This is a genomic window from Streptomyces sp. NPDC002853, from assembly GCF_053591915.1.
In genome coordinates, this window is sequence record NZ_JBSFUS010000001.1 from 335,625 (window position 1) to 352,558 (window position 16,934).

16 protein-coding genes are annotated in these 16,934 nt (G+C 71.2%); 11 read left to right on the forward strand and 5 right to left on the reverse strand.

All coding sequences use genetic code 11. The features are described 5' to 3' along the window. Positions 1–50: 50 nt before the first annotated feature. Together ACWD02_RS01540 and ACWD02_RS01545 are read left to right on the forward strand one after the other, a co-directional pair. Complete coding sequence (locus ACWD02_RS01540; protein WP_451203308.1) at positions 51–1,295, forward strand: alpha/beta hydrolase; 1,245 nt, start codon at positions 51–53, stop codon at positions 1,293–1,295. Continuing rightward, positions 1,292–2,521 carry an acyltransferase family protein gene (locus tag ACWD02_RS01545; RefSeq protein WP_451203310.1) on the forward strand — a complete coding sequence of 410 codons (1,230 nt, stop codon included), beginning with the start codon at positions 1,292–1,294 and terminating at the stop codon, positions 2,519–2,521. Before ACWD02_RS01540 ends, ACWD02_RS01545 begins: the two co-directional genes overlap by 4 nt. A gap of 105 nt (positions 2,522–2,626) precedes the next feature. Here ACWD02_RS01545 and ACWD02_RS01550 read toward each other — a convergent pair whose 3' ends face one another. Both ACWD02_RS01550 and ACWD02_RS01555 read right to left on the reverse strand, forming a co-directional pair. Next, positions 2,627–3,568, reverse strand: coding sequence for an aldo/keto reductase (locus tag ACWD02_RS01550; protein WP_451204343.1), 942 nt, complete (start codon positions 3,566–3,568; stop codon positions 2,627–2,629). Between the two features lie 128 nt (positions 3,569–3,696). Next, positions 3,697–4,248 carry a MerR family transcriptional regulator gene (locus ACWD02_RS01555; RefSeq protein WP_451203312.1) on the reverse strand — a complete coding sequence of 184 codons (552 nt, stop codon included), beginning with the start codon at positions 4,246–4,248 and terminating at the stop codon, positions 3,697–3,699. Between the two features lie 123 nt (positions 4,249–4,371). Here ACWD02_RS01555 and ACWD02_RS01560 point away from each other — a divergent pair, with 123 nt between their 5' ends. After that, the gene (locus ACWD02_RS01560) at positions 4,372–4,860 is read left to right on the forward strand and encodes a GNAT family N-acetyltransferase (RefSeq protein ID WP_451203314.1); all 489 of its coding nucleotides are present in this window, start codon (positions 4,372–4,374) and stop codon (positions 4,858–4,860) included. Between the two features lie 19 nt (positions 4,861–4,879). Continuing rightward, positions 4,880–5,695: a serine hydrolase domain-containing protein gene (locus ACWD02_RS01565; RefSeq protein WP_451203316.1), complete on the forward strand. Its 816-nt coding sequence runs from the start codon at positions 4,880–4,882 to the stop codon at positions 5,693–5,695. A gap of 93 nt (positions 5,696–5,788) precedes the next feature. Here the strand turns inward: ACWD02_RS01565 and ACWD02_RS01570 are convergent, their stop codons facing one another. Beyond that, on the reverse strand, positions 5,789–6,451 hold the full coding sequence (locus tag ACWD02_RS01570; RefSeq protein ID WP_451204345.1) for a pirin family protein: 663 nt from the start codon (positions 6,449–6,451) through the stop codon (positions 5,789–5,791). Between the two features lie 188 nt (positions 6,452–6,639). Between ACWD02_RS01570 and fasR the strand changes: the two genes are divergently transcribed. From fasR to fabF, 5 genes are all read left to right on the forward strand, one after another. Continuing rightward, a complete protein-coding gene (gene fasR, locus ACWD02_RS01575; RefSeq protein ID WP_451204346.1) occupies positions 6,640–7,779 on the forward strand; it encodes a fatty acid biosynthesis transcriptional regulator FasR in 1,140 nt (379 codons plus the stop codon). A gap of 89 nt (positions 7,780–7,868) precedes the next feature. Continuing rightward, positions 7,869–8,816, forward strand: coding sequence for an ACP S-malonyltransferase (locus ACWD02_RS01580; protein WP_451203318.1), 948 nt, complete (start codon positions 7,869–7,871; stop codon positions 8,814–8,816). A 17-nt stretch (positions 8,817–8,833) separates the two neighbouring features. Continuing rightward, positions 8,834–9,865, forward strand: a complete 1,032-nt coding sequence (locus ACWD02_RS01585) for a ketoacyl-ACP synthase III (RefSeq protein WP_399386371.1) — start codon at positions 8,834–8,836, stop codon at positions 9,863–9,865. A 98-nt stretch (positions 9,866–9,963) separates the two neighbouring features. After that, the gene (locus ACWD02_RS01590; protein WP_249590117.1) at positions 9,964–10,215 is read left to right on the forward strand and encodes an acyl carrier protein; all 252 of its coding nucleotides are present in this window, start codon (positions 9,964–9,966) and stop codon (positions 10,213–10,215) included. 70 nt (positions 10,216–10,285) lie between these two features. Then, positions 10,286–11,548 carry a beta-ketoacyl-ACP synthase II gene (gene fabF, locus ACWD02_RS01595; RefSeq protein ID WP_451203321.1) on the forward strand — a complete coding sequence of 421 codons (1,263 nt, stop codon included), beginning with the start codon at positions 10,286–10,288 and terminating at the stop codon, positions 11,546–11,548. An 82-nt stretch (positions 11,549–11,630) separates the two neighbouring features. On the opposite strand, the gene ACWD02_RS01600 is transcribed toward fabF, so the two are convergent. Next, positions 11,631–12,125, reverse strand: a complete 495-nt coding sequence (locus ACWD02_RS01600) for a DUF3145 domain-containing protein (RefSeq protein ID WP_363208519.1) — start codon at positions 12,123–12,125, stop codon at positions 11,631–11,633. A gap of 302 nt (positions 12,126–12,427) precedes the next feature. Between ACWD02_RS01600 and ACWD02_RS01605 the strand changes: the two genes are divergently transcribed. Further along, positions 12,428–13,354 carry an SGNH/GDSL hydrolase family protein gene (locus ACWD02_RS01605; protein ID WP_451203323.1) on the forward strand — a complete coding sequence of 309 codons (927 nt, stop codon included), beginning with the start codon at positions 12,428–12,430 and terminating at the stop codon, positions 13,352–13,354. Between the two features lie 31 nt (positions 13,355–13,385). Further along, positions 13,386–14,372: an aldose epimerase family protein gene (locus ACWD02_RS01610; protein WP_451203325.1), complete on the forward strand. Its 987-nt coding sequence runs from the start codon at positions 13,386–13,388 to the stop codon at positions 14,370–14,372. 15 nt (positions 14,373–14,387) lie between these two features. Here ACWD02_RS01610 and ACWD02_RS01615 read toward each other — a convergent pair whose 3' ends face one another. Beyond that, positions 14,388–16,841 carry a beta-glucosidase gene (locus ACWD02_RS01615; protein WP_451203327.1) on the reverse strand — a complete coding sequence of 818 codons (2,454 nt, stop codon included), beginning with the start codon at positions 16,839–16,841 and terminating at the stop codon, positions 14,388–14,390. Positions 16,842–16,934: the final 93 nt, after the last annotated feature.

The window sequence follows — 16,934 nt, forward strand, 5'->3', positions numbered from 1 at the left end:
TTCCCCTCGTCACGCCAGAGCGTGCCACGAGTTGGGGAGGGAGACGGGCCATGCGCCTTCGTTCTTGGAAAGCCCGCGGGAGCTGGAAGAACCGCAGCAAGCGGACACTGATCGCCGCGGCGCTCACGACGACGATCGTGGCGGGCACGACCGGCTGGGCGGTCGGCAATGAGCAGCAGCCACTCACGGGCCCGCCGCCGGGCACTCAGGCCTGGCGTGCGGACCATACGTGGGAGGTCCGGCTGCCTGATCCGGCGGCCACGGCCCCCGCCCGGGTCGCCGCGTTCTTCGACTCGCTGAGCGAGGCGCAGCAGCACAGGCTGGCCGCACGGCATCCCTCGGTCGTCGGCAACCTGGACGGTGCCCCGGCCGCTCTGCGCTTCGAGGCCAACTCCCGTGCCCTCAAGGACGAGCGCGCCCGTGAGCAGGCGCGCGAGAGCAACCCGAGCCTCACCCCGCAGGACCACGAGCGCTCCCGGTCCCTCGTCGCGCGATACGAGGAGCTCCTGAGCCCCGGCCGGCAGATACTCGCGTTCGATCCACGTGGGCGAGGTCAAGTCGCCGAGGTGTACGGGGACTTGGTCAAGGCCCGACACGTATCCGTTGTCGTGCCGGGCTCGGACATTGACCTGAGCACCTTTGACCGCTCGAACGACCGGTACGGCACACCGGCCGGGATGGCGCGCTCCCTGCACTCCGCGGCGGGCGACCACACGGCCGTGGTGGCCTGGGTCGGGTACACCACCCCGGTCGGCCTCGGCCCCGACGCCGCGACGGGGCGGCTCGCGGAGGCGGGTGCGCCACGGCTCACACGGTTCGTGCAAGGTCTGACGGCGGTCGGCATCCCACGCCCCGCCGTGTTCTGCCACAGCTACGGCTCGGTGGTGTGCGGCCTGGCGGCCCCCCAACTCCCTGCGTCCGACCTGGTGGTACTCGGCTCCCCCGGCATGCGCGCGGACAGCGTGGCCGATCTGCGCACCTCCGCCCGCGTGTGGGCGGCCAAGGACGACAGCGACTGGATCGGTGACGTGCCGAACGTCGAGCTGTTCGGCCTCGGCCATGGCGCGGACCCGGCCGGTCCGGGGTTCGGCGCCCGACGCGTTCCCGCGGAGCGAGCCGAGGGGCACACCGGCTACTTCGCCCCGGGGACGGACTCCCTCCAGACCTTCGCCGCCATCGCGGAGACGGCTGCCCCCGACACCCCTGACACCCCTGACATCGGCATCGGCATCGGCATCGGCATCGGCGAAGATGCGCCTTCCGCCGAGGCCCGCCCCACCGGAGAGCGGCCATGAGCCTCAACGCACTGACCAACCTGCGCAAGACGGCGTCGGCGATCGACGCCGAGACGCCCGCGCATCGTGACCGGGCGATAGACGGGCTGCGAGCGCTCGCCCTGCTAGCCGTGCCGACCGGGCACTGGCTGCTCGGCGGATTCACGCTCGACGCGGGCGGCGCGCTGCACAACGCGAGCCCCCTGGCGTCGTTCGGCTTCTTCGCGCCACTGAGTTGGGTGTTGCAGATGCTCGGCATCTTCTTCCTGGTGGGCGGTTATGCCTCCGTCCTGTCGTTCCGGCGGGCGGCGGAGCGCGGGGAGTCGACGAGACGCTGGCTACGCGGGCGCGTGACGCGTCTGGGACGTCCTGTCCTCGGCGTCACGGCCGTCTGGGCCGCGCTGATCCCCGTGCTGTACGCGATGGGCGTGCCGGGCACGACCCTGCGCACGGGGTCCACGCTGGTGATACAGCCGCTGTGGTTCGTGGGGATCTATGCGGTGATCACCGCGCTCACCCCTTGGTGCGTCAAGGCGGCCGAGCGGCTCGGTGCCTGGGCCGCGGCGCCACTGCTCGGGTCGGTCGCCGTCATCGACTTCCTGCGCTACGGCCCGTTCGGGGATGCGATGCCGTCCTGGCTGAGTCTGTTAAACCTGCTGCCGGGCTGGATGTTCGCCTATCAACTGGGCGTCAGTTGGGGCGAGAGGAAGCTGGGCAGGCGCGGTGCGTGGCTGCTGCTCCTCGGGGGGACAGCCCTCTTCGCGGCCCTGCTGTTCGTCTTCCACTACCCGGCGTCGATGGTGGGTGTCCCGGGCGAGGCACGGACGAACTCCCACCCCCCGTCGCTGCTGGTCCTGGCGCTGGCAGCCGCGCAGAGCGGTGCGGCGATCCTGCTGCGGGATCGCATCGGGAAGCTGATGCGCAGCCCCGCGCTGTGGGCGCCGGTGGTGGTCATCAACCTGTCGGCGATGACGATCCTCTGCTGGCACCAGACCGCGATGCTCGCGGCGGCCGTGCCCGGCTCGTTCCTCGGCGGCACGGTGCCAGGGCTGACGGCGGGCCCGGACACCTGGGCCTGGATAGCCGCCCGGATCGCCTGGCTCCCGGTCTTCGCAGGGCTCCTCCTGCTGATAGGCCGCTACACCCGCGGCTTCGAGTCCCCGTGGAAGCGAGCCACACCCCAGCGAAGGGCCCTCGCCGGACTCTTGGCGGCCGGGTTCGCGGTATTCGCCCTGGGGCTGGCGTGAACGCGTGGAACGGGAGGCGCTGGAGGCACGGAAGCCGCGGGAGGCACGGAGGGATCGAGGCGCCCGAGGGGCGGGGCTCTGCCCCTCGGGGTGGCCGATCCGTTGCTACTCGCGGCCCGCCGAGGTGAAGGTCATGTCGGCGTAGCGGTCGCCTGCTACCTGAGTGGCGATGGGGTTCAGGAGAGCGAGGTCGGAAGGGGTGAGTTCGAGGTGGGTGGCTGCGGTGTTCTCCTCGACCCGGGTGCGCTTGCGGGTGCCGGGGATGGGGACGACGGCCAGTCCGTGGACCTGGGCCTGCTGCTGGACCCAGGCGAGGGCGACCTGGCCGAGGCTCACGCCGTGGGCTTCGGCGACGGTGCGGATGGGTTCCAGGAGGGCCGCGTTGGCGGCGGCGTTGTCACCCGTGAAGCGGGGCTGCTGGCGGCGGAAGTCGTCCTTGCCGAGTTCCTTCTCGGCGCTGACGAACGAGCCGGTGAGGAAGCCGCGGCCGAGCGGGGAGTAGGGGACGAGGGCGACACCGAGTTCGGCGGCGACGGGGACGACGCCCTGCTCGATGTCACGGCTGAAGAGCGACCACTCCGACTGGAGGGCGGCGATGGGATGGACGGCGTGGGCGGCGCGGAGTTCGGGGCCGGTGACCTCGCTGAGGCCGAGGTGCTTGACCTTGCCGGCGGCGACGAGTTCGGCCATCACGCCGACCGTTTCCTCGATGGGCACCTGGGGGTTGCGGCGGTGCATGTAGTAGACGTCGATGACGTCCACGCCAAGGCGCTGGAGGCTGGCGTCGACGCAGGCGCGGATGTAGGCGGGGTCGTTGTTGATGATCCGCTTGGTCGAGTCGTTCGGGTCGATGGCCAGGGCGAACTTGGTGGCGAGGACGACCTCGTCGCGGTGGGCCTTGAGGAAGGGGGAGAGGAACTTCTCGTTCTCACCGGCGGCGTAGGCGTCGGCGGTGTCGTAGAAGGTGACGCCCAGTTCGAGGGCTCGTTCCAGGGTGGCCCGGGCCTCGTCGGCGTCGGTGGGGCCGTAGGCGAAGCTCATGCCCATGCAGCCGAGTCCCTGGACGCCGACTTCGGGGCCGCCTGTGCCGAGCTGCGCCTTCGCGATCGGTTCGGGCGTCCCGCCGAGGGCTCCGGTCGTCGTGGGGGGCTTGGGTGTCTGTGAGGTCATGGGTGTCAGTGCCTCTCCGGCGCCGGGCGGGCGTCAGCGTAAAAGTTGATCTTGTAGTCGAGCACGGCGAGTGTGTCCTGCAGCTCCGCTATGCGGGTGCGGACGTCGCGGCGGGTCTGTTCGAGGAGCTCGTGGCGCTCGGTGAAGGTGTGATCGCCCTCGCGCACCAGCTCGGCGTAGCGGACCATGTCCGCCACCGGCATGCCGGTCAGGCGGAGCTTGCCGACGAAGGTGAGCCAGTCCAGGTCGCGGTTGCGGTAGCGGCGCTGGCCGGTGTGGGAGCGGTCGATGTGAGGCATCAGGCCGATCCGCTCGTACCAGCGCAGGGTGTGCGCGGTCAGGCCGATGAAGGCGACGACCTCGCTGATCGTGTAGTGGTCCTGCCCGTTCGGGCGGGGGTGCGTGGTGGGTGCCGAGGCGCAGGCGTCGGCCCCGGTGCCAGTGCCAGTTCCGGTGCCGGCGGGGATTTCGGTGCCGCCGGTGGCGCCCGGGGGTGCTTCGGTCACGCCCTGCGCGGGGCCCTTGATGCGCGTGGTCTCGGTCTCCATCACCGTCATGACCACCACGCTAGAACCTTGGAGTGCGCTCTAAGCAAGCAGAACCGGGAGGAAATATGTGACGGAAGCAAACCCTCGGAAAATCGGGGGACGCCGCTTTCCGCGGTGGCTACGGTGCCGATCATGAGTGTTGTGCGTCGTGCCACGCCAGATGATGCCGAGGAACTGATCAGGTTGCGGCAGGTGATGATCGACTCGGTATTCGCCACCGGTTCGGCGGGCGCCGCCGAGTCCGACACCGGCTGGCACACCGAGTCCCTGTCCGTCGTCCGGGGCAGACTGGCCGATCATGACGGCGACTTCGCGGCCTTCGTCGTCGACCGCCCGGACCGGCCCGGGAGGCTCGCGGCGCTGGTGGTGGGAACGCTGGACTACCGCATCGGACGGGCGGGCAATCCGCGGGGCGTCATCGGCCATGTGTTCAGCGTGGCCACCGACCCGGACCAGCGGCGGCGTGGGTATGCGCGGGCGTGCATGGAGGTGCTGCTCGACTGGTTCCGGGAGCGCGGGGCGGGGAGTGTCGATCTCAACGCGTCGGCGGAGGCCGAGCCGCTGTACGCCTCGCTCGGCTTCGTGCGCAAGCCTGACCCCTCGATGCGGCTGAGCCTGTAGGGCGCATAGGCTCGTACGCATGCAGAGCCTGGCGTTGATCGAGAACTGGCCGGTCCCCACCGCTGCCGCCGCCGTCGTGCGCGCGGACGGCACGGTCGTCGGGGCGCATGGACCCACCGGGCACCGTTTCGCGCTCGCCTCGGTCACCAAGCCGCTGGCGGCGTACGCGGTGCTGGTGGCGTACGAAGAGGGGGCGGTCGAGCTCGATGAGCCCGCCGGGCCCGAGGGTTCGACCGTGCGGCATCTCCTTGCGCACACCAGTGGTCTCGCGTTCGACGAGCACCGGGTGACGGCGCCTGCCGGGACGCGGCGGCTGTACTCGAACTCGGGGTTCGAGGTGCTCGGGGATCACATCGCCAAGGCGACGGACATTCCCTTCGGGGAGTATCTGCGGCAGGCCGTGCTCGAGCCGCTCGGGATGACGTCCACCACGCTCGACGGAGGGGCTTCGCCCGCCAAGGACGGGGTGTCCACCGTCGACGACCTGGTGAAGTTCGCCGCCGAGGTGCAGGCGCCGCGGTTGCTCGACGCGCGGACGGTGGCCGATGCGATGTCCGTGGCGTATCCGGGGCTCAAGGGTGTGCTTCCCGGGTACGGGCATCAGAGTCCCAACGACTGGGGGCTCGGGTTCGAGATCCGGGACTCGAAGTCGCCGCACTGGACCGGGAGTTCTTCGTCGCCCCGGACGTTCGGGCACTTCGGCCAGGCCGGGACGTTCCTCTGGGTCGATCCCGACGCGGGGGCGGCGTGTGTCGCTCTGGCGGATCGGGCGTTCGGGCCGTGGGCCGTGGAGGCATGGCCTCCGTTCACGGACGCGGTGCTCTCCGAGCTCTAAGGGTTCGCTCGCGCTGTGCGGGGTCCCGCTCTGCGTCGCGCCCCGCGGCTTAGCGTCGTACCCCGCGGCTTCGGGGGGGCAGCACAGCACCCTTCAGCCCCCCGTCATCTCCCAGACCAGTAGCTCCGCCGGGCCCTCGGTTCCCGCTACTGCCTCCAGGCCCTCGCCGTCCGTGATGCGGGCCGCGTCGCCCGGGGTCAGGGTGTCGTCGGCCACGTGGACTTCGCCGCGTACGACGTGGACGTACGCGAAGGGGGCGTCCGGGATGGCGGTGCGTTCGCCCGCGGTGAGTCTGCGGACGTGCAGGAGCGCGCCCGCGGCCGGGACCGCGTACGGAGTCGAGTCCGCGATGCCGTGGACCACCTCGTAGGACGGGTCGCCCCCCGGTGCCAAGGGAGACAGCCACATCTGCACGAAGACCAACGGGCCGCCACCGTCGTTGCGTTCCACATGCCGGACGCCGCCGGCCGCGCTCAGGTGCTGCACGTCCCCCGGCCCGACGGTCGACTCGTGGCCGGCCGTGTCGCGGTGGGTCAGTTCGCCCTCGACCACCCAGGTCACGATCTCGGTGTGGCTGTGCGGGTGTTCGTCGAAGCCCGCACCGGGCGCCAGACGCTCTTCGTTGCAGGCCAGGACCGCACCGAAGCGGAGGTTGTCCGGGTCGTAGTGCGGCCCGAAGGAAAAGGCGTGGAAGGTCTCGATACCGGCGCCGGGCTCGCCGCCGCGGTACCGATCGCCGGAGCGCCGTACATCAATCACACACCCCACGTTAGACCCGGCACCGCACACCCCCGTCCCGATAAGGCAGTCTTGTCCCCGTGCCCGAACCCTCTGCGAACGAAGCCCGCCAGGACGCCCATCAGGCAGCCCACGAGGAAGCCGCGCGCCACGAGGAAGCCGCTCGTCAGGACGCGCACCGGAAGGCGCACGCGCACTCAGCCACGCTGAAGCGCCTCGAACAGTCATCCGGCAGCCTCGCGGCGCAGGCCATCGCGCGCATGGACGAGACGCTGTCCTGGTACCGGGCGATGCCTCCGGAGAACCGCTCCTGGATCGGACTGGTGGCGCAGGCCGGTATCGCCGCCTTCACCGAGTGGTTCCGCCACCCCGATACCCCCCAGGCCATCTCCACCGACGTCTTCGGCACCGCCCCCCGCGAGCTGACCAGGGCGATCACCCTGCGCCAGACCGTGGAGATGGTGCGTACGACGATCGAGGTGATGGAGTCCGCGGTCGACGAGATCGCGGCCCCGGGAGACGAATCCATCCTTCGCGAGGCGCTCCTCGTGTACGCCCGCGAGATCGCCTTCGCCACCGCGCAGGTCTACGCGCAGGCCGCCGAGGCACGCGGTGCCTGGGACGCCCGGCTTGAGTCGCTGGTCGTGAACGCGGTCCTCTCCGGAGAGGCCGACGAGGGGGCGGTGAGCAGAGCCGCCGCGCTCGGCTGGAACTCCCCCGACCACGTCTGCGTCGTCCTCGGCACCGCGCCCGACGGCGACAGCGAACTCACCGTCGAGGCCATCCGCCGCGCCGCGCGCCACGCCAAACTGCAGGTCCTGACCGGTGTGCTCGGCGACCGCCTTGTCGTCATCGCGGGCGGCAGCGACAATCCACTGCACGTCGCCAAGGGTCTGATCGGCCCGTACGCGGCCGGGCCCGTCGTCGCCGGACCCATCGTCCCCGACCTGCTGGCCGCCACCCGGTCCGCGCAGGCCGCGGCCGCCGGGCTCAAGGCCTGCGCCGCCTGGCAGGACGCCCCGCGCCCCGTCCTGGCGGACGATCTCCTGCCGGAGCGCGCCATCGCGAGCGATCCCGCCGCGCGCGAGCAGTTGGTGGAGGAGATCTACAGACCACTGGAGGAAGCAGGCTCCGCGCTCCTGGAGACGCTCAGCGTCTATCTGGAGCAGGCCAGCAGTCTCGAAGGAGCCGCCCGGATGCTCTTCGTGCACCCCAACACCGTGCGCTACCGGCTGCGACGTGTGACTGACGTCACCGGCTGGTCACCCTCCGATGTGCGCTCCGCATTCACGCTGCGGATCGCGCTGATCCTGGGACGTCTGGCCGACGGAGATCTCCAACCCTAGGATTTTGTCGGGCCTCTACAATTCCCCCAGCGGTTCTTCGTCCCTGTCCCCACGGGCGGCTACCACCGTCCACAAGAGAGAGTGTGAGAGTGCTCGTACTCGTCGCTCCCGGCCAAGGCGCTCAGACGCCCGGCTTCCTGACCCCCTGGCTCGACCTCCCCGGTGCGGCCGACCGCATCGGTGCCTGGTCGGACGCCATCGGGCTCGACCTTGCCCACTACGGCACGCAGGCCGACGCGGACGCGATCCGCGACACCGCCGTGGCACAGCCCCTCCTTGTGGCCGCCGGACTGCTGTCCGCCGCGGCACTCGGTGACGCCCTCGCCGCGAACAGGCCCGGGGCGGTCGCGGGACACAGCGTCGGCGAGATCACCGCCGCCGCGTACGCCGGTGTGCTCACCGAGGAGGCCGCGCTCGGCCTCGTGCGCAAGCGGGGTCTGGCCATGGCCGACGCCGCCGCGATCACGGAGACCGGCATGGCGGCGCTGCTCGGCGGCGACCCCGAGGTCACCATCCCGCACCTGGAGAAGCTCGGCCTGACGCCGGCGAACGTGAACGGCGCGGGCCAGATCGTCGCCGCGGGCACCGCCGAGCAGATCGCGGCGCTCGCCGAGGACAAGCCCGAAGGCGTCCGCCGCGTCGTACCGTTGAAGGTGGCGGGCGCGTTCCACACGCACCACATGGCACCCGCGGTCGCCACACTCGAAGAGGCCGCCAAGGCCCTCGACCCGGCCGACCCGAAGCTGACGTACGTCTCGAACCGCGACGGCCAGGCCGTGGCGACCGGCGCGGACGTCGTGTCCCGCCTGGTCGGCCAGGTGGCCAACCCGGTGCGCTGGGACCTCTGCATGGAGACGTTCAAGGAGCTGGGCGCCACGGCGCTGATCGAGCTGTGCCCCGGTGGCACGCTGACCGGCCTCGCCAAGCGCGCCCTGCCCGGGGTGCGGACGGTGGCCCTGAAGACCCCCGACGACCTCGACGCCGCATCTGAGCTCATCGCCGACACCGCATCCGCCGCCGACGCGGCGGGTGCCTGAGAAGGAGCCAGGAGAGCATGTCGAAGATCAAGCCCAGTAAGGGCGCCCCGTACGCGCGCATCATGGGTGTCGGTGGCTACCGCCCGACCCGTGTCGTGCCCAACGAGGTGATCCTCGAGACGATCGACTCGTCCGACGAGTGGATCCGCTCCCGCTCCGGCATCGCGACCCGCCACTGGGCCTCCGACGAGGAGACCGTGGCCGCGATGTCCGTCGAGGCCTCCGGCAAGGCGATCGCCGACGCGGGCATCACCCCGGAGCAGATCGGCGCGGTCGTCGTCTCGACCGTGTCGCACTTCAAGCAGACCCCGGCCATCGCCACCGAGATCGCGGACAAGATCGGCGCGGGCAAGCCCGCCGCGTTCGACATCTCCGCGGGCTGCGCCGGCTTCGGCTACGGCCTGACGCTCGCCAAGGGCATGATCACCGACGGCTCCGCGGAGTACGTCCTGGTCATCGGCGTCGAGCGGCTGAGTGACCTGACCGACCTGGAGGACCGCGCGACGGCCTTCCTGTTCGGTGACGGCGCGGGCGCCGTCATCGTCGGCCCGGCCACCGAGCCGCAGATCGGTCCCACCGTCTGGGGCAGCGAGGGCGACAAGTCCGAGACCATCAAGCAGACCGTGTCGTGGAACGACCTGCACGTCGGCGATGTCTCGAAGCTGCCGCTCGACAGCAAGGGCAACATCAAGTTCCCTGCGATCACGCAGGAGGGCCAGGCGGTCTTCCGCTGGGCCGTGTTCGAGATGGCGAAGGTCGCCCAGCAGGCGCTGGACGCGGCCGGAATCACCGCGGACGACCTGGATGTCTTCATCCCGCACCAGGCCAACGAGCGGATCATCGACTCGATGGTGAAGACTCTGAAACTGCCGGAACACGTCACGGTCGCCCGTGATGTGCGCACCACCGGCAACACGTCGGCAGCCTCGATCCCGCTCGCGATGGAGCGGCTCCTGGCCACCGGTGAGGCGAAGAGCGGCGACACCGCGCTCGTCATCGGCTTCGGGGCGGGTCTCGTGTACGCCGCCACGGTCGTTACCCTCCCCTAGGCATCACGTCCGGATCATCCGATCCGTACGGCTGTAAACCAACCTGCCGCTGCCGCGGCGGGCGCCACACCCTCTGGATACATAGAAGGAGCGCCAACATGGCCGCCACTCAGGAAGAGATCGTCGCCGGTCTCGCCGAGATCGTGAACGAGATCGCCGGCATCCCGGTCGAGGACGTCCAGCTGGACAAGTCCTTCACCGACGACCTGGACGTCGACTCGCTGTCCATGGTCGAGGTCGTCGTCGCCGCCGAAGAGCGCTTCGACGTCAAGATCCCGGACGACGACGTCAAGAACCTCAAGACGGTCGGCGACGCGACCAGCTACATCCTCAAGCACCAGGCCGCCTGACCAGGCTGCTCTGCTGTCGCCACCCGGCGGTGGCGCCGCTGATCCCCTCAACACCGTGGAGAAATTTCCTGTGAACTCGACCAATCGCACCGTGGTCGTCACCGGTATCGGCGCAACCACACCGCTGGGTGGCGACGCAGCCTCGACCTGGGAAGGTCTGCTCGCGGGCCGTTCCGGTGTACGCCTTCTCGAGCAGGACTGGGCGGCCGAGCTTCCGGTCCGTATCGCGGGCCAGATCGCGGTCGAGCCGGGCGAGGTCATTCCCCGTCCGCAGGCCCGCAAGCTGGACCGTTCGGCGCAGTTCGCGCTGATCGCGGCCAAGGAGGCCTGGGCCGACGCGGGTTACACCGCGAAGGCCGGCGAGGACACGTCCGTCGACCCGCACCGCCTGGGCGCGGTCATCGCCTCCGGCATCGGCGGCGTGACGACCCTGCTCGACCAGTACGACGTGCTCAAGGAGAAGGGCGTTCGCCGCGTCTCCCCGCACACCGTGCCGATGCTCATGCCCAACTCGCCGTCGGCCAACGTCGGCATCGAGCTGGGCGCCCACGCGGGTGTGCACACCCCCGTGTCGGCATGCGCCTCGGGCGCCGAGGCCATCGGCTACGCCATCGAGATGATCCGCACCGGCCGCGCCGACGTCGTCGTCGCGGGTGGCACGGAGGCGGCGATCCACCCGCTGCCGATCGTCGCGTTCGGCAACATGATGGCGATGTCCAAGAACAACGACGACCCGGCGGGCGCCTCGCGTCCCTACGACGTCGACCGCAACGGCTTCGTGCTCGGCGAGGGCGCGGGCGTGGTCATCCTCGAGTCCGAGGAGCACGCCAAGGCCCGCGGCGCGAAGATCTACGCGGAGGCCGTCGGCCAGGGCATCTCGGCCGACGCGCACCACATCACGCAGCCCGAGCCGTCCGGCAACGGCATCGCGGCGGCGCTGCAGAACCTCATCGACGGCACGGACCTCAAGCCCGCCGAGATCGTGCACGTGAACGCGCACGCGACCTCGACGCCGCAGGGTGACGTCGCCGAGATCAAGGCGCTGCGCAAGGCGTTCGGCGACGACGTGGACCACATGGCGATCGCCTCCACGAAGTCGATGACCGGTCACCTGCTCGGTGGCGCGGGCGGCGTGGAGACCGTGGCCACGGTTCTCGCGCTGAAGCACCGCATGGCCCCGCCGACGATCAACATCGAGAACCTCGACCCCGAGGTCGACGCGGACATCATCCGCGACGAGGCCCGCGCGCTGCCCGAGGGCAGGATCGCGGCGCTGAACGACTCGTTCGGCTTCGGCGGCCACAACGTGGTGCTCGCGTTCAGGACCGTCTGAGCAGTCACCAGCAAGCGACGAAGGGCCCCCACCGCTCGGTGGGGGCCCTTCGTCGTGCGCGTGGGAGCCGTGTCAGACGACGTCAGACGACCTGGTGCAGCCAGCGGACCGGGGCGCCCTCGCCCGCGTACCGGAAGGGTTCGAGCTCGTCGTCCCAGGGCTTGCCGAGCAGCTTGGCCAGCTCGCCCTCCAGGTCGCTCTCGCCGGCCTGGGAGCGGGCCAGTGCGGCGCGCAGGCGGTCCTCCGGGATCAGGATGTCGCCGTGGATGCCGGTGACCGCGTGGAAGATCCCGAGCTCGGGCGTGGCGCTGTACCGCTCTCCCTCGGCCGTGGGGCACGGCTCGGACGTGACCTCGAAGCGCAGCAGCTGCCAGCCGCGCAGGGCCGAGGCGAGCTTGGACGCGGTGCCCACCGAGCCACGCCAGGAGAACTCGGATCTCCAGCTGCCGGGCGCCGCGGGCTGCCTGATCCAGTCGAGGTTGACGCGCGCGCCGAGTACGCCCGCGACTGCCCATTCGACGTGCGGACACAGCGCGCGCGGTGCGGAGTGCACGTAAAGAACTCCACGTGTCGTCACCGGGACCTCCAGTGTGGGTCGAGGTTCGCCTTCCCCAGCGGCCTCGCGCCCGTGCCGAGCGTTGTCGCCCTGAATTCGGGAAACTCCCGAAAACGGGACAGATGTGACGTGATGTAATTTAGCGGAACCGGAAGAGCAGGGTGCCACTGGGTGGCGAGGCTACCGTGCGGCGGAACAAGGAGTGTGACGTACGGTCGGTCCCAAGGCCAGGAATCGCCCAGGCTTCACCCGGCCGGGGGTCTGCGGGGGCGCGGTCGGCCTACGGCAGTGGATCGGTCTACGGCAACAGAGGGGGACCCGGGATGCGGAACCGAAGGCACCGCTCGCGTGCCGCCGTCGCCATGGCGACGGCGGTTCTTCTTGGCGCCACCGCGCTCACGGCGTGCGACGCCTCCGGTGGCGACTCCCCCGCGCCCCAGGGACCGTCCGCGCACAAGCCGTCGCCCAAACCCACCCCGACCTGGGACACGAGCCCAGACTCCCTGGCGGCCGTCGGCGACTCCATCACCCGCGGCTTCGACGCCTGTTCGGTGCTCGCCGACTGCCCCGAGGCGTCCTGGGCGACCGGCACGGACTCCGAGGTGCGCAGCCTCGCCACCCGGCTCCTGGGCAAGGAGCGGGCCGCCGGGCACAGCTGGAACTACGCGAAGACCGGCGCCCGTATGGCGGACCTCCCCGCGCAGGTCGAGCAGGCCGCGGCCGAACGGCCCGAGCTGATCACGGTGATGGCGGGCGCGAACGACGCGTGCCGGCCCACCGCGGATTCCATGACGCCGGTCGCCGAGTTCCGCGCGGACTTCGAGAAGGCGATGCGCACGCTGCGGCGTGAGCTCCCCAAGACCCAGGTGTACGTGACTTCTGTGCCGGACCTGAAGCGGCTCTGGTCCCAGGGGCGCACCAACCCGCTGGGCAAGCAGATCTGGAAGCTGGGCATCTGCGCCTCGATGCTGGCGGATCCGGACGCGCAGGACGCGGCGGCGACGCAGCGGCGGGCGAACGTGCAGAACCGCGTGGTCGCGTACAACGACGTGCTCAAGGACGTGTGCGCCAAGGACCTGCGCTGCCGGTACGACGGTGGGGCGGTCTTCGACTACCGCTTCGACGGCGACCAGTTGAGCCGCTGGGACTGGTTCCACCCCAGCAAGAACGGCCAGTCGCGGCTCGCCGAGCTGGCCTACCGGCAGGTGAAGGCCAAGAATCCCAGTCATCCCGCAGCTCCCGGGGCCTGAGGTCACCGCTTCCCGGCGTAGGGTCGCGATCATGCGCAGTGAACTCTTCGGGACGCTCCCCGACGGCACGCCCGTCCATCGCTGGACCCTGGAAAGGGGCGGGGTGCGGGTACGCGTCCTGACGTACGGCGGGATCATCCAGTCGGCGGAAGTTCCCGACCGGTCGGGGCGGCTCGGGCCGGTGGCGCTCGGCTTCGACGGCCTCCAGGGCTATCTCGACCACCCGGGGCCCTACCTCGGGGCGCTGGTGGGACGGTACGCGAACCGGATCGCGGACGGTCGCTTCACGCTCGACGGCCGGACGTACCGCTTGGCGCGGAACAACGAGCCCAGCGCGCTGCACGGCGGCACGGCCGGCTTCGACAAGCGGGTGTGGGAGGCGACGGAGGTCGAGCACGGCGTGCGGCTCTCCCGGGTGAGTCCGGACGGCGAGGAGGGCTATCCCGGGCGGCTCGCGGTGTCGGCGACGTACTCGCTGGACGCGTCGGGCGCGCTGCGGATCTCGTACGAGGCGACGACGGACGCCCCGACGGTCGTGAACCTGACCAACCACACGTACTGGAACCTCGCGGGCGCCACCAGCGGCAGCGCGGGCGGCCACGAGCTGCGGATCGCGGCGCAGCGCATCACGCCGACGGACGGGGCGCAGATTCCCACGGGGGTGTACGAGGACGTCGAGGGGACGCGGTTCGACTTCCGGGAGGCGCGGAAGGTCGGGGCCGGGATCGACCACAACTACGTGCTCGACAAGGGGCTCACCGCGCGGCCCGTCGAGGTGGCCGAGCTGAGCGACCCGGCGTCCGGACGTGTGCTGACCGTGGCGACGACGGAGCCGGGCCTTCAGCTGTACACGGCGGACCACTTCGAGGAGCCGCTGCCGTTCGGTCCGGGGGACGGGGTCGCCCTGGAGACGCAGCACTTCCCCGACTCCCCCAACCGGCCGGAGTTTCCGGGCACGGTACTGCGGCCGGGTGAGGTGTTCGGGTCGGAGACGGTGTACGGCTTCTCCGTGCGCTGACGCGGGTGCCCGGCGTCAGACGACGACGGTCTCGCTCAGCCTGCGGTCGTCGATCGAGCGGCCCGCCTGGATGTCGTACGAACCACTCTGCAGAGCCCAGGAGTTGGCGTCCTCGTCCCAGATCTCGAAGGCGCGGCGCGGGAGTTCGACGCGGACCTCCACGCTCTCGCCGGGCGCGGCATCGACCCCCGCGAAGGCCGCGAGCCAGCGGGCCGGGCGGTTTCCGTCGGCCGCGGTCGGGGCGAGGTAGACCTGGACGACCTCGCGGCCCGCGCGCGGGCCGGAGTTGCGGACGCGGACGGTGGCCGTCGTGCCCTCCACGTCGAGGGACTCGTACGTCCAGTCGGTGTAGCCGAGGCCGTGGCCGAAGGCGTAGGCGGGGGTGGCGCCCGCCTTCTCCCAGGCGCGGTAACCGATGAACACGCCCTCAGAGTAGGCGAGTTCACCGTCGGCGGGGGTGACCTGGGTGACCGGCGCGTCCGCGAGCGAGCCCCAGGTGGTGGGCAGCCGCCCGCCAGGCTCCTGGGCGCCGAGGAGCACGTCGGCGAGCGCGGCGCCGCCCTCCTGCCCCGGGAACCAGCCGAGCAGCACCGCCGCCACGTCGTCGCGCCACGGCAGCTCCACCGGGGAGCCGGAGTTGACGACCACGACCGTGCGGGGGTTGGCCGCGGCCACCGCGCGCACCAGTTCGTCCTGGCGGCCGGGGAGCCGCAGGTCCTTACGGTCGAAGCCCTCGGACTCGACCCGTTCGGTGGTGGCGACGACCACGACCGCCGCGTCCGCGCCGCGCGCCGCCTCGACGGCCTCGGCGATCAGTTCGTCGGGGTCGCGCCGCGGGCCCAGGTGCACGAAGGAGAACACCACGCCGGGAAGCGGGGCCTTGTACTGCTTGTCGAGCGGGTGCAGCAGGGACACCTCGACCGGCTCACCCGCCGTCAGGCCCACCTTGGCCCGCTCGACCGGTGTGCCGAAGAACGCCTCGAAGGGGTCGGACGCGGGGCCCATCTCCTCGGTCCCGTCGAAGACGACCTCCCCGCCGACGCGGAGCGTGAAGGCGCCGAGGCCGCGCGTGCCGAAGGAGTGCTCGCCGCTTTCGCGGGGCGTGAACGTGCCGACGACCTCGATGGAGGCCATCGCCGCGTGGGTGACGCCGTCGGGCAGGTCCTCGCCGATCCACTGGACCTGGCCGGAGGGGAGGTTGCCCTCGCCGAGGACGTCGCCGTTCGCGTCGCGGCAGATGGCGCGCAGCTCGAACCCCTTGTCCGCGGGGGCGAGTTCGTCGCTCGGGTCGGCCCCGACGGCGTACGTCAGGGCGTCCTCGCCGAGCGCCGCCGTCAGGCCGTCGAGCGGGGAGATGACGCGGGCGGGGAAGACGGTGGCGGAGCCGCCGCCCAGGACACGGGCGTCGCGTGCGGCGGCGCCGATGAGGGCGACGGACGCGGCGGGCCGCAGCGGCAGCGTGTCGTTCTCGTTGCGCACGAGGACGAAGGCGCGGCGGGCGATCTCGCGGGCGAGCGCCTCGCCGTCGATCTCGGCGGGCAGGTCGGTGACCACGGGTTCGGCGCCTCGCAGGATGCCGACGCGGGCGGCGAGACGCAGGACGTTGCGGACGGCTTCGTCGACCGTCGCCTCCTTGACCCGGCCGCCGCGCACCGCTTCGGCGAGCGCGTCGCCGTACACGGTCCGCGGCCCCGGCATGGCGACGTCGAGGCCGCCGTCGATGGCGCCGGTGGTCGAGCGGGCGGCCATCCAGTCGGAGACGTTGTAGCCGTCGAAGCCCCACTCGCCGCGCAGGACCTCGTTCACCAGATGGCGGTGCTCGGTCATCGTCGAGCCGTTGACCTGGTTGTACGCGGTCATGATGCCCCAGGGGTGGGCGTCCGCGACGATCGCCTCGAAGGGCGCGAGGTACAGCTCGCGCAGGGCCCGCGCGCCCACCTTGTTGTCGACGGTGAAGCGGTCGGTCTCGGCGTCGTTCGCGACGAAGTGCTTGACGGTCGTGCCGACACCGCCCGACTGCACGCCCTGGACGTAGCCGGTGCCGATGACGCCGGTCAGATACGGGTCCTCGCTGTACGCCTCGAAGTGCCGCCCGCCGAGCGGCGAGCGGTGCAGGTTGACGGTGGGCGCGAGGAGGACGTGGACGCCCTTGCGGCGGGCCTCCTGGGCGAGGAGGGTGCCCGCGCGGCGGGCGAGGTCCTGGTCCCAGGTGGCGGCGAGCGCGGTCGGTGACGGCAGGGCGATGGAGGGGTCGTCGGCGGTCCAGCGGGTGCCGCGCACGCCGATCGGGCCGTCCGACATCACGAGGGACGCCAGGCCGATCTCGGGCAGCGGGTGCAGCGACCACATGTCACGCCCGCCGAGCAGCCGGGCCTTGGCGTCCAGGTCCAGCGCGGCGAGCGCGGTCTCCACGACCGCCTCGCGCGCCTGATTGGCCTGCGTGGCCCCGGGGCCCTGGGTTCCCGCCATGGCGGTACCTCCTCGTCGAAGTCGCCTGAGTCGTCGAATGTCCGTTCCGTGCGTTCCCTCCATCCTGCCTCGACTACCTGTAGGTCGGTAGGT

Coding starts and splice junctions, on each gene's coding strand:
- ACWD02_RS01540 (WP_451203308.1), top strand. CDS start 51: ATGCGCCTTCGTTCTTGGAAAGCCCGCGGGAGCTGGAAGAACCGCAGC.
- ACWD02_RS01545 (WP_451203310.1), top strand. CDS start 1,292: ATGAGCCTCAACGCACTGACCAACCTGCGCAAGACGGCGTCGGCGATC.
- ACWD02_RS01550 (WP_451204343.1), bottom strand. CDS start 3,568: ATGGGCATGAGCTTCGCCTACGGCCCCACCGACGCCGACGAGGCCCGG.
- ACWD02_RS01555 (WP_451203312.1), bottom strand. CDS start 4,248: ATGACGGTGATGGAGACCGAGACCACGCGCATCAAGGGCCCCGCGCAG.
- ACWD02_RS01560 (WP_451203314.1), top strand. CDS start 4,372: ATGAGTGTTGTGCGTCGTGCCACGCCAGATGATGCCGAGGAACTGATC.
- ACWD02_RS01565 (WP_451203316.1), top strand. CDS start 4,880: ATGCAGAGCCTGGCGTTGATCGAGAACTGGCCGGTCCCCACCGCTGCC.
- ACWD02_RS01585 (WP_399386371.1), top strand. CDS start 8,834: ATGTCGAAGATCAAGCCCAGTAAGGGCGCCCCGTACGCGCGCATCATG.
- ACWD02_RS01590 (WP_249590117.1), top strand. CDS start 9,964: ATGGCCGCCACTCAGGAAGAGATCGTCGCCGGTCTCGCCGAGATCGTG.
- ACWD02_RS01605 (WP_451203323.1), top strand. CDS start 12,428: ATGCGGAACCGAAGGCACCGCTCGCGTGCCGCCGTCGCCATGGCGACG.
- ACWD02_RS01610 (WP_451203325.1), top strand. CDS start 13,386: ATGCGCAGTGAACTCTTCGGGACGCTCCCCGACGGCACGCCCGTCCAT.
- ACWD02_RS01615 (WP_451203327.1), bottom strand. CDS start 16,841: ATGGCGGGAACCCAGGGCCCCGGGGCCACGCAGGCCAATCAGGCGCGC.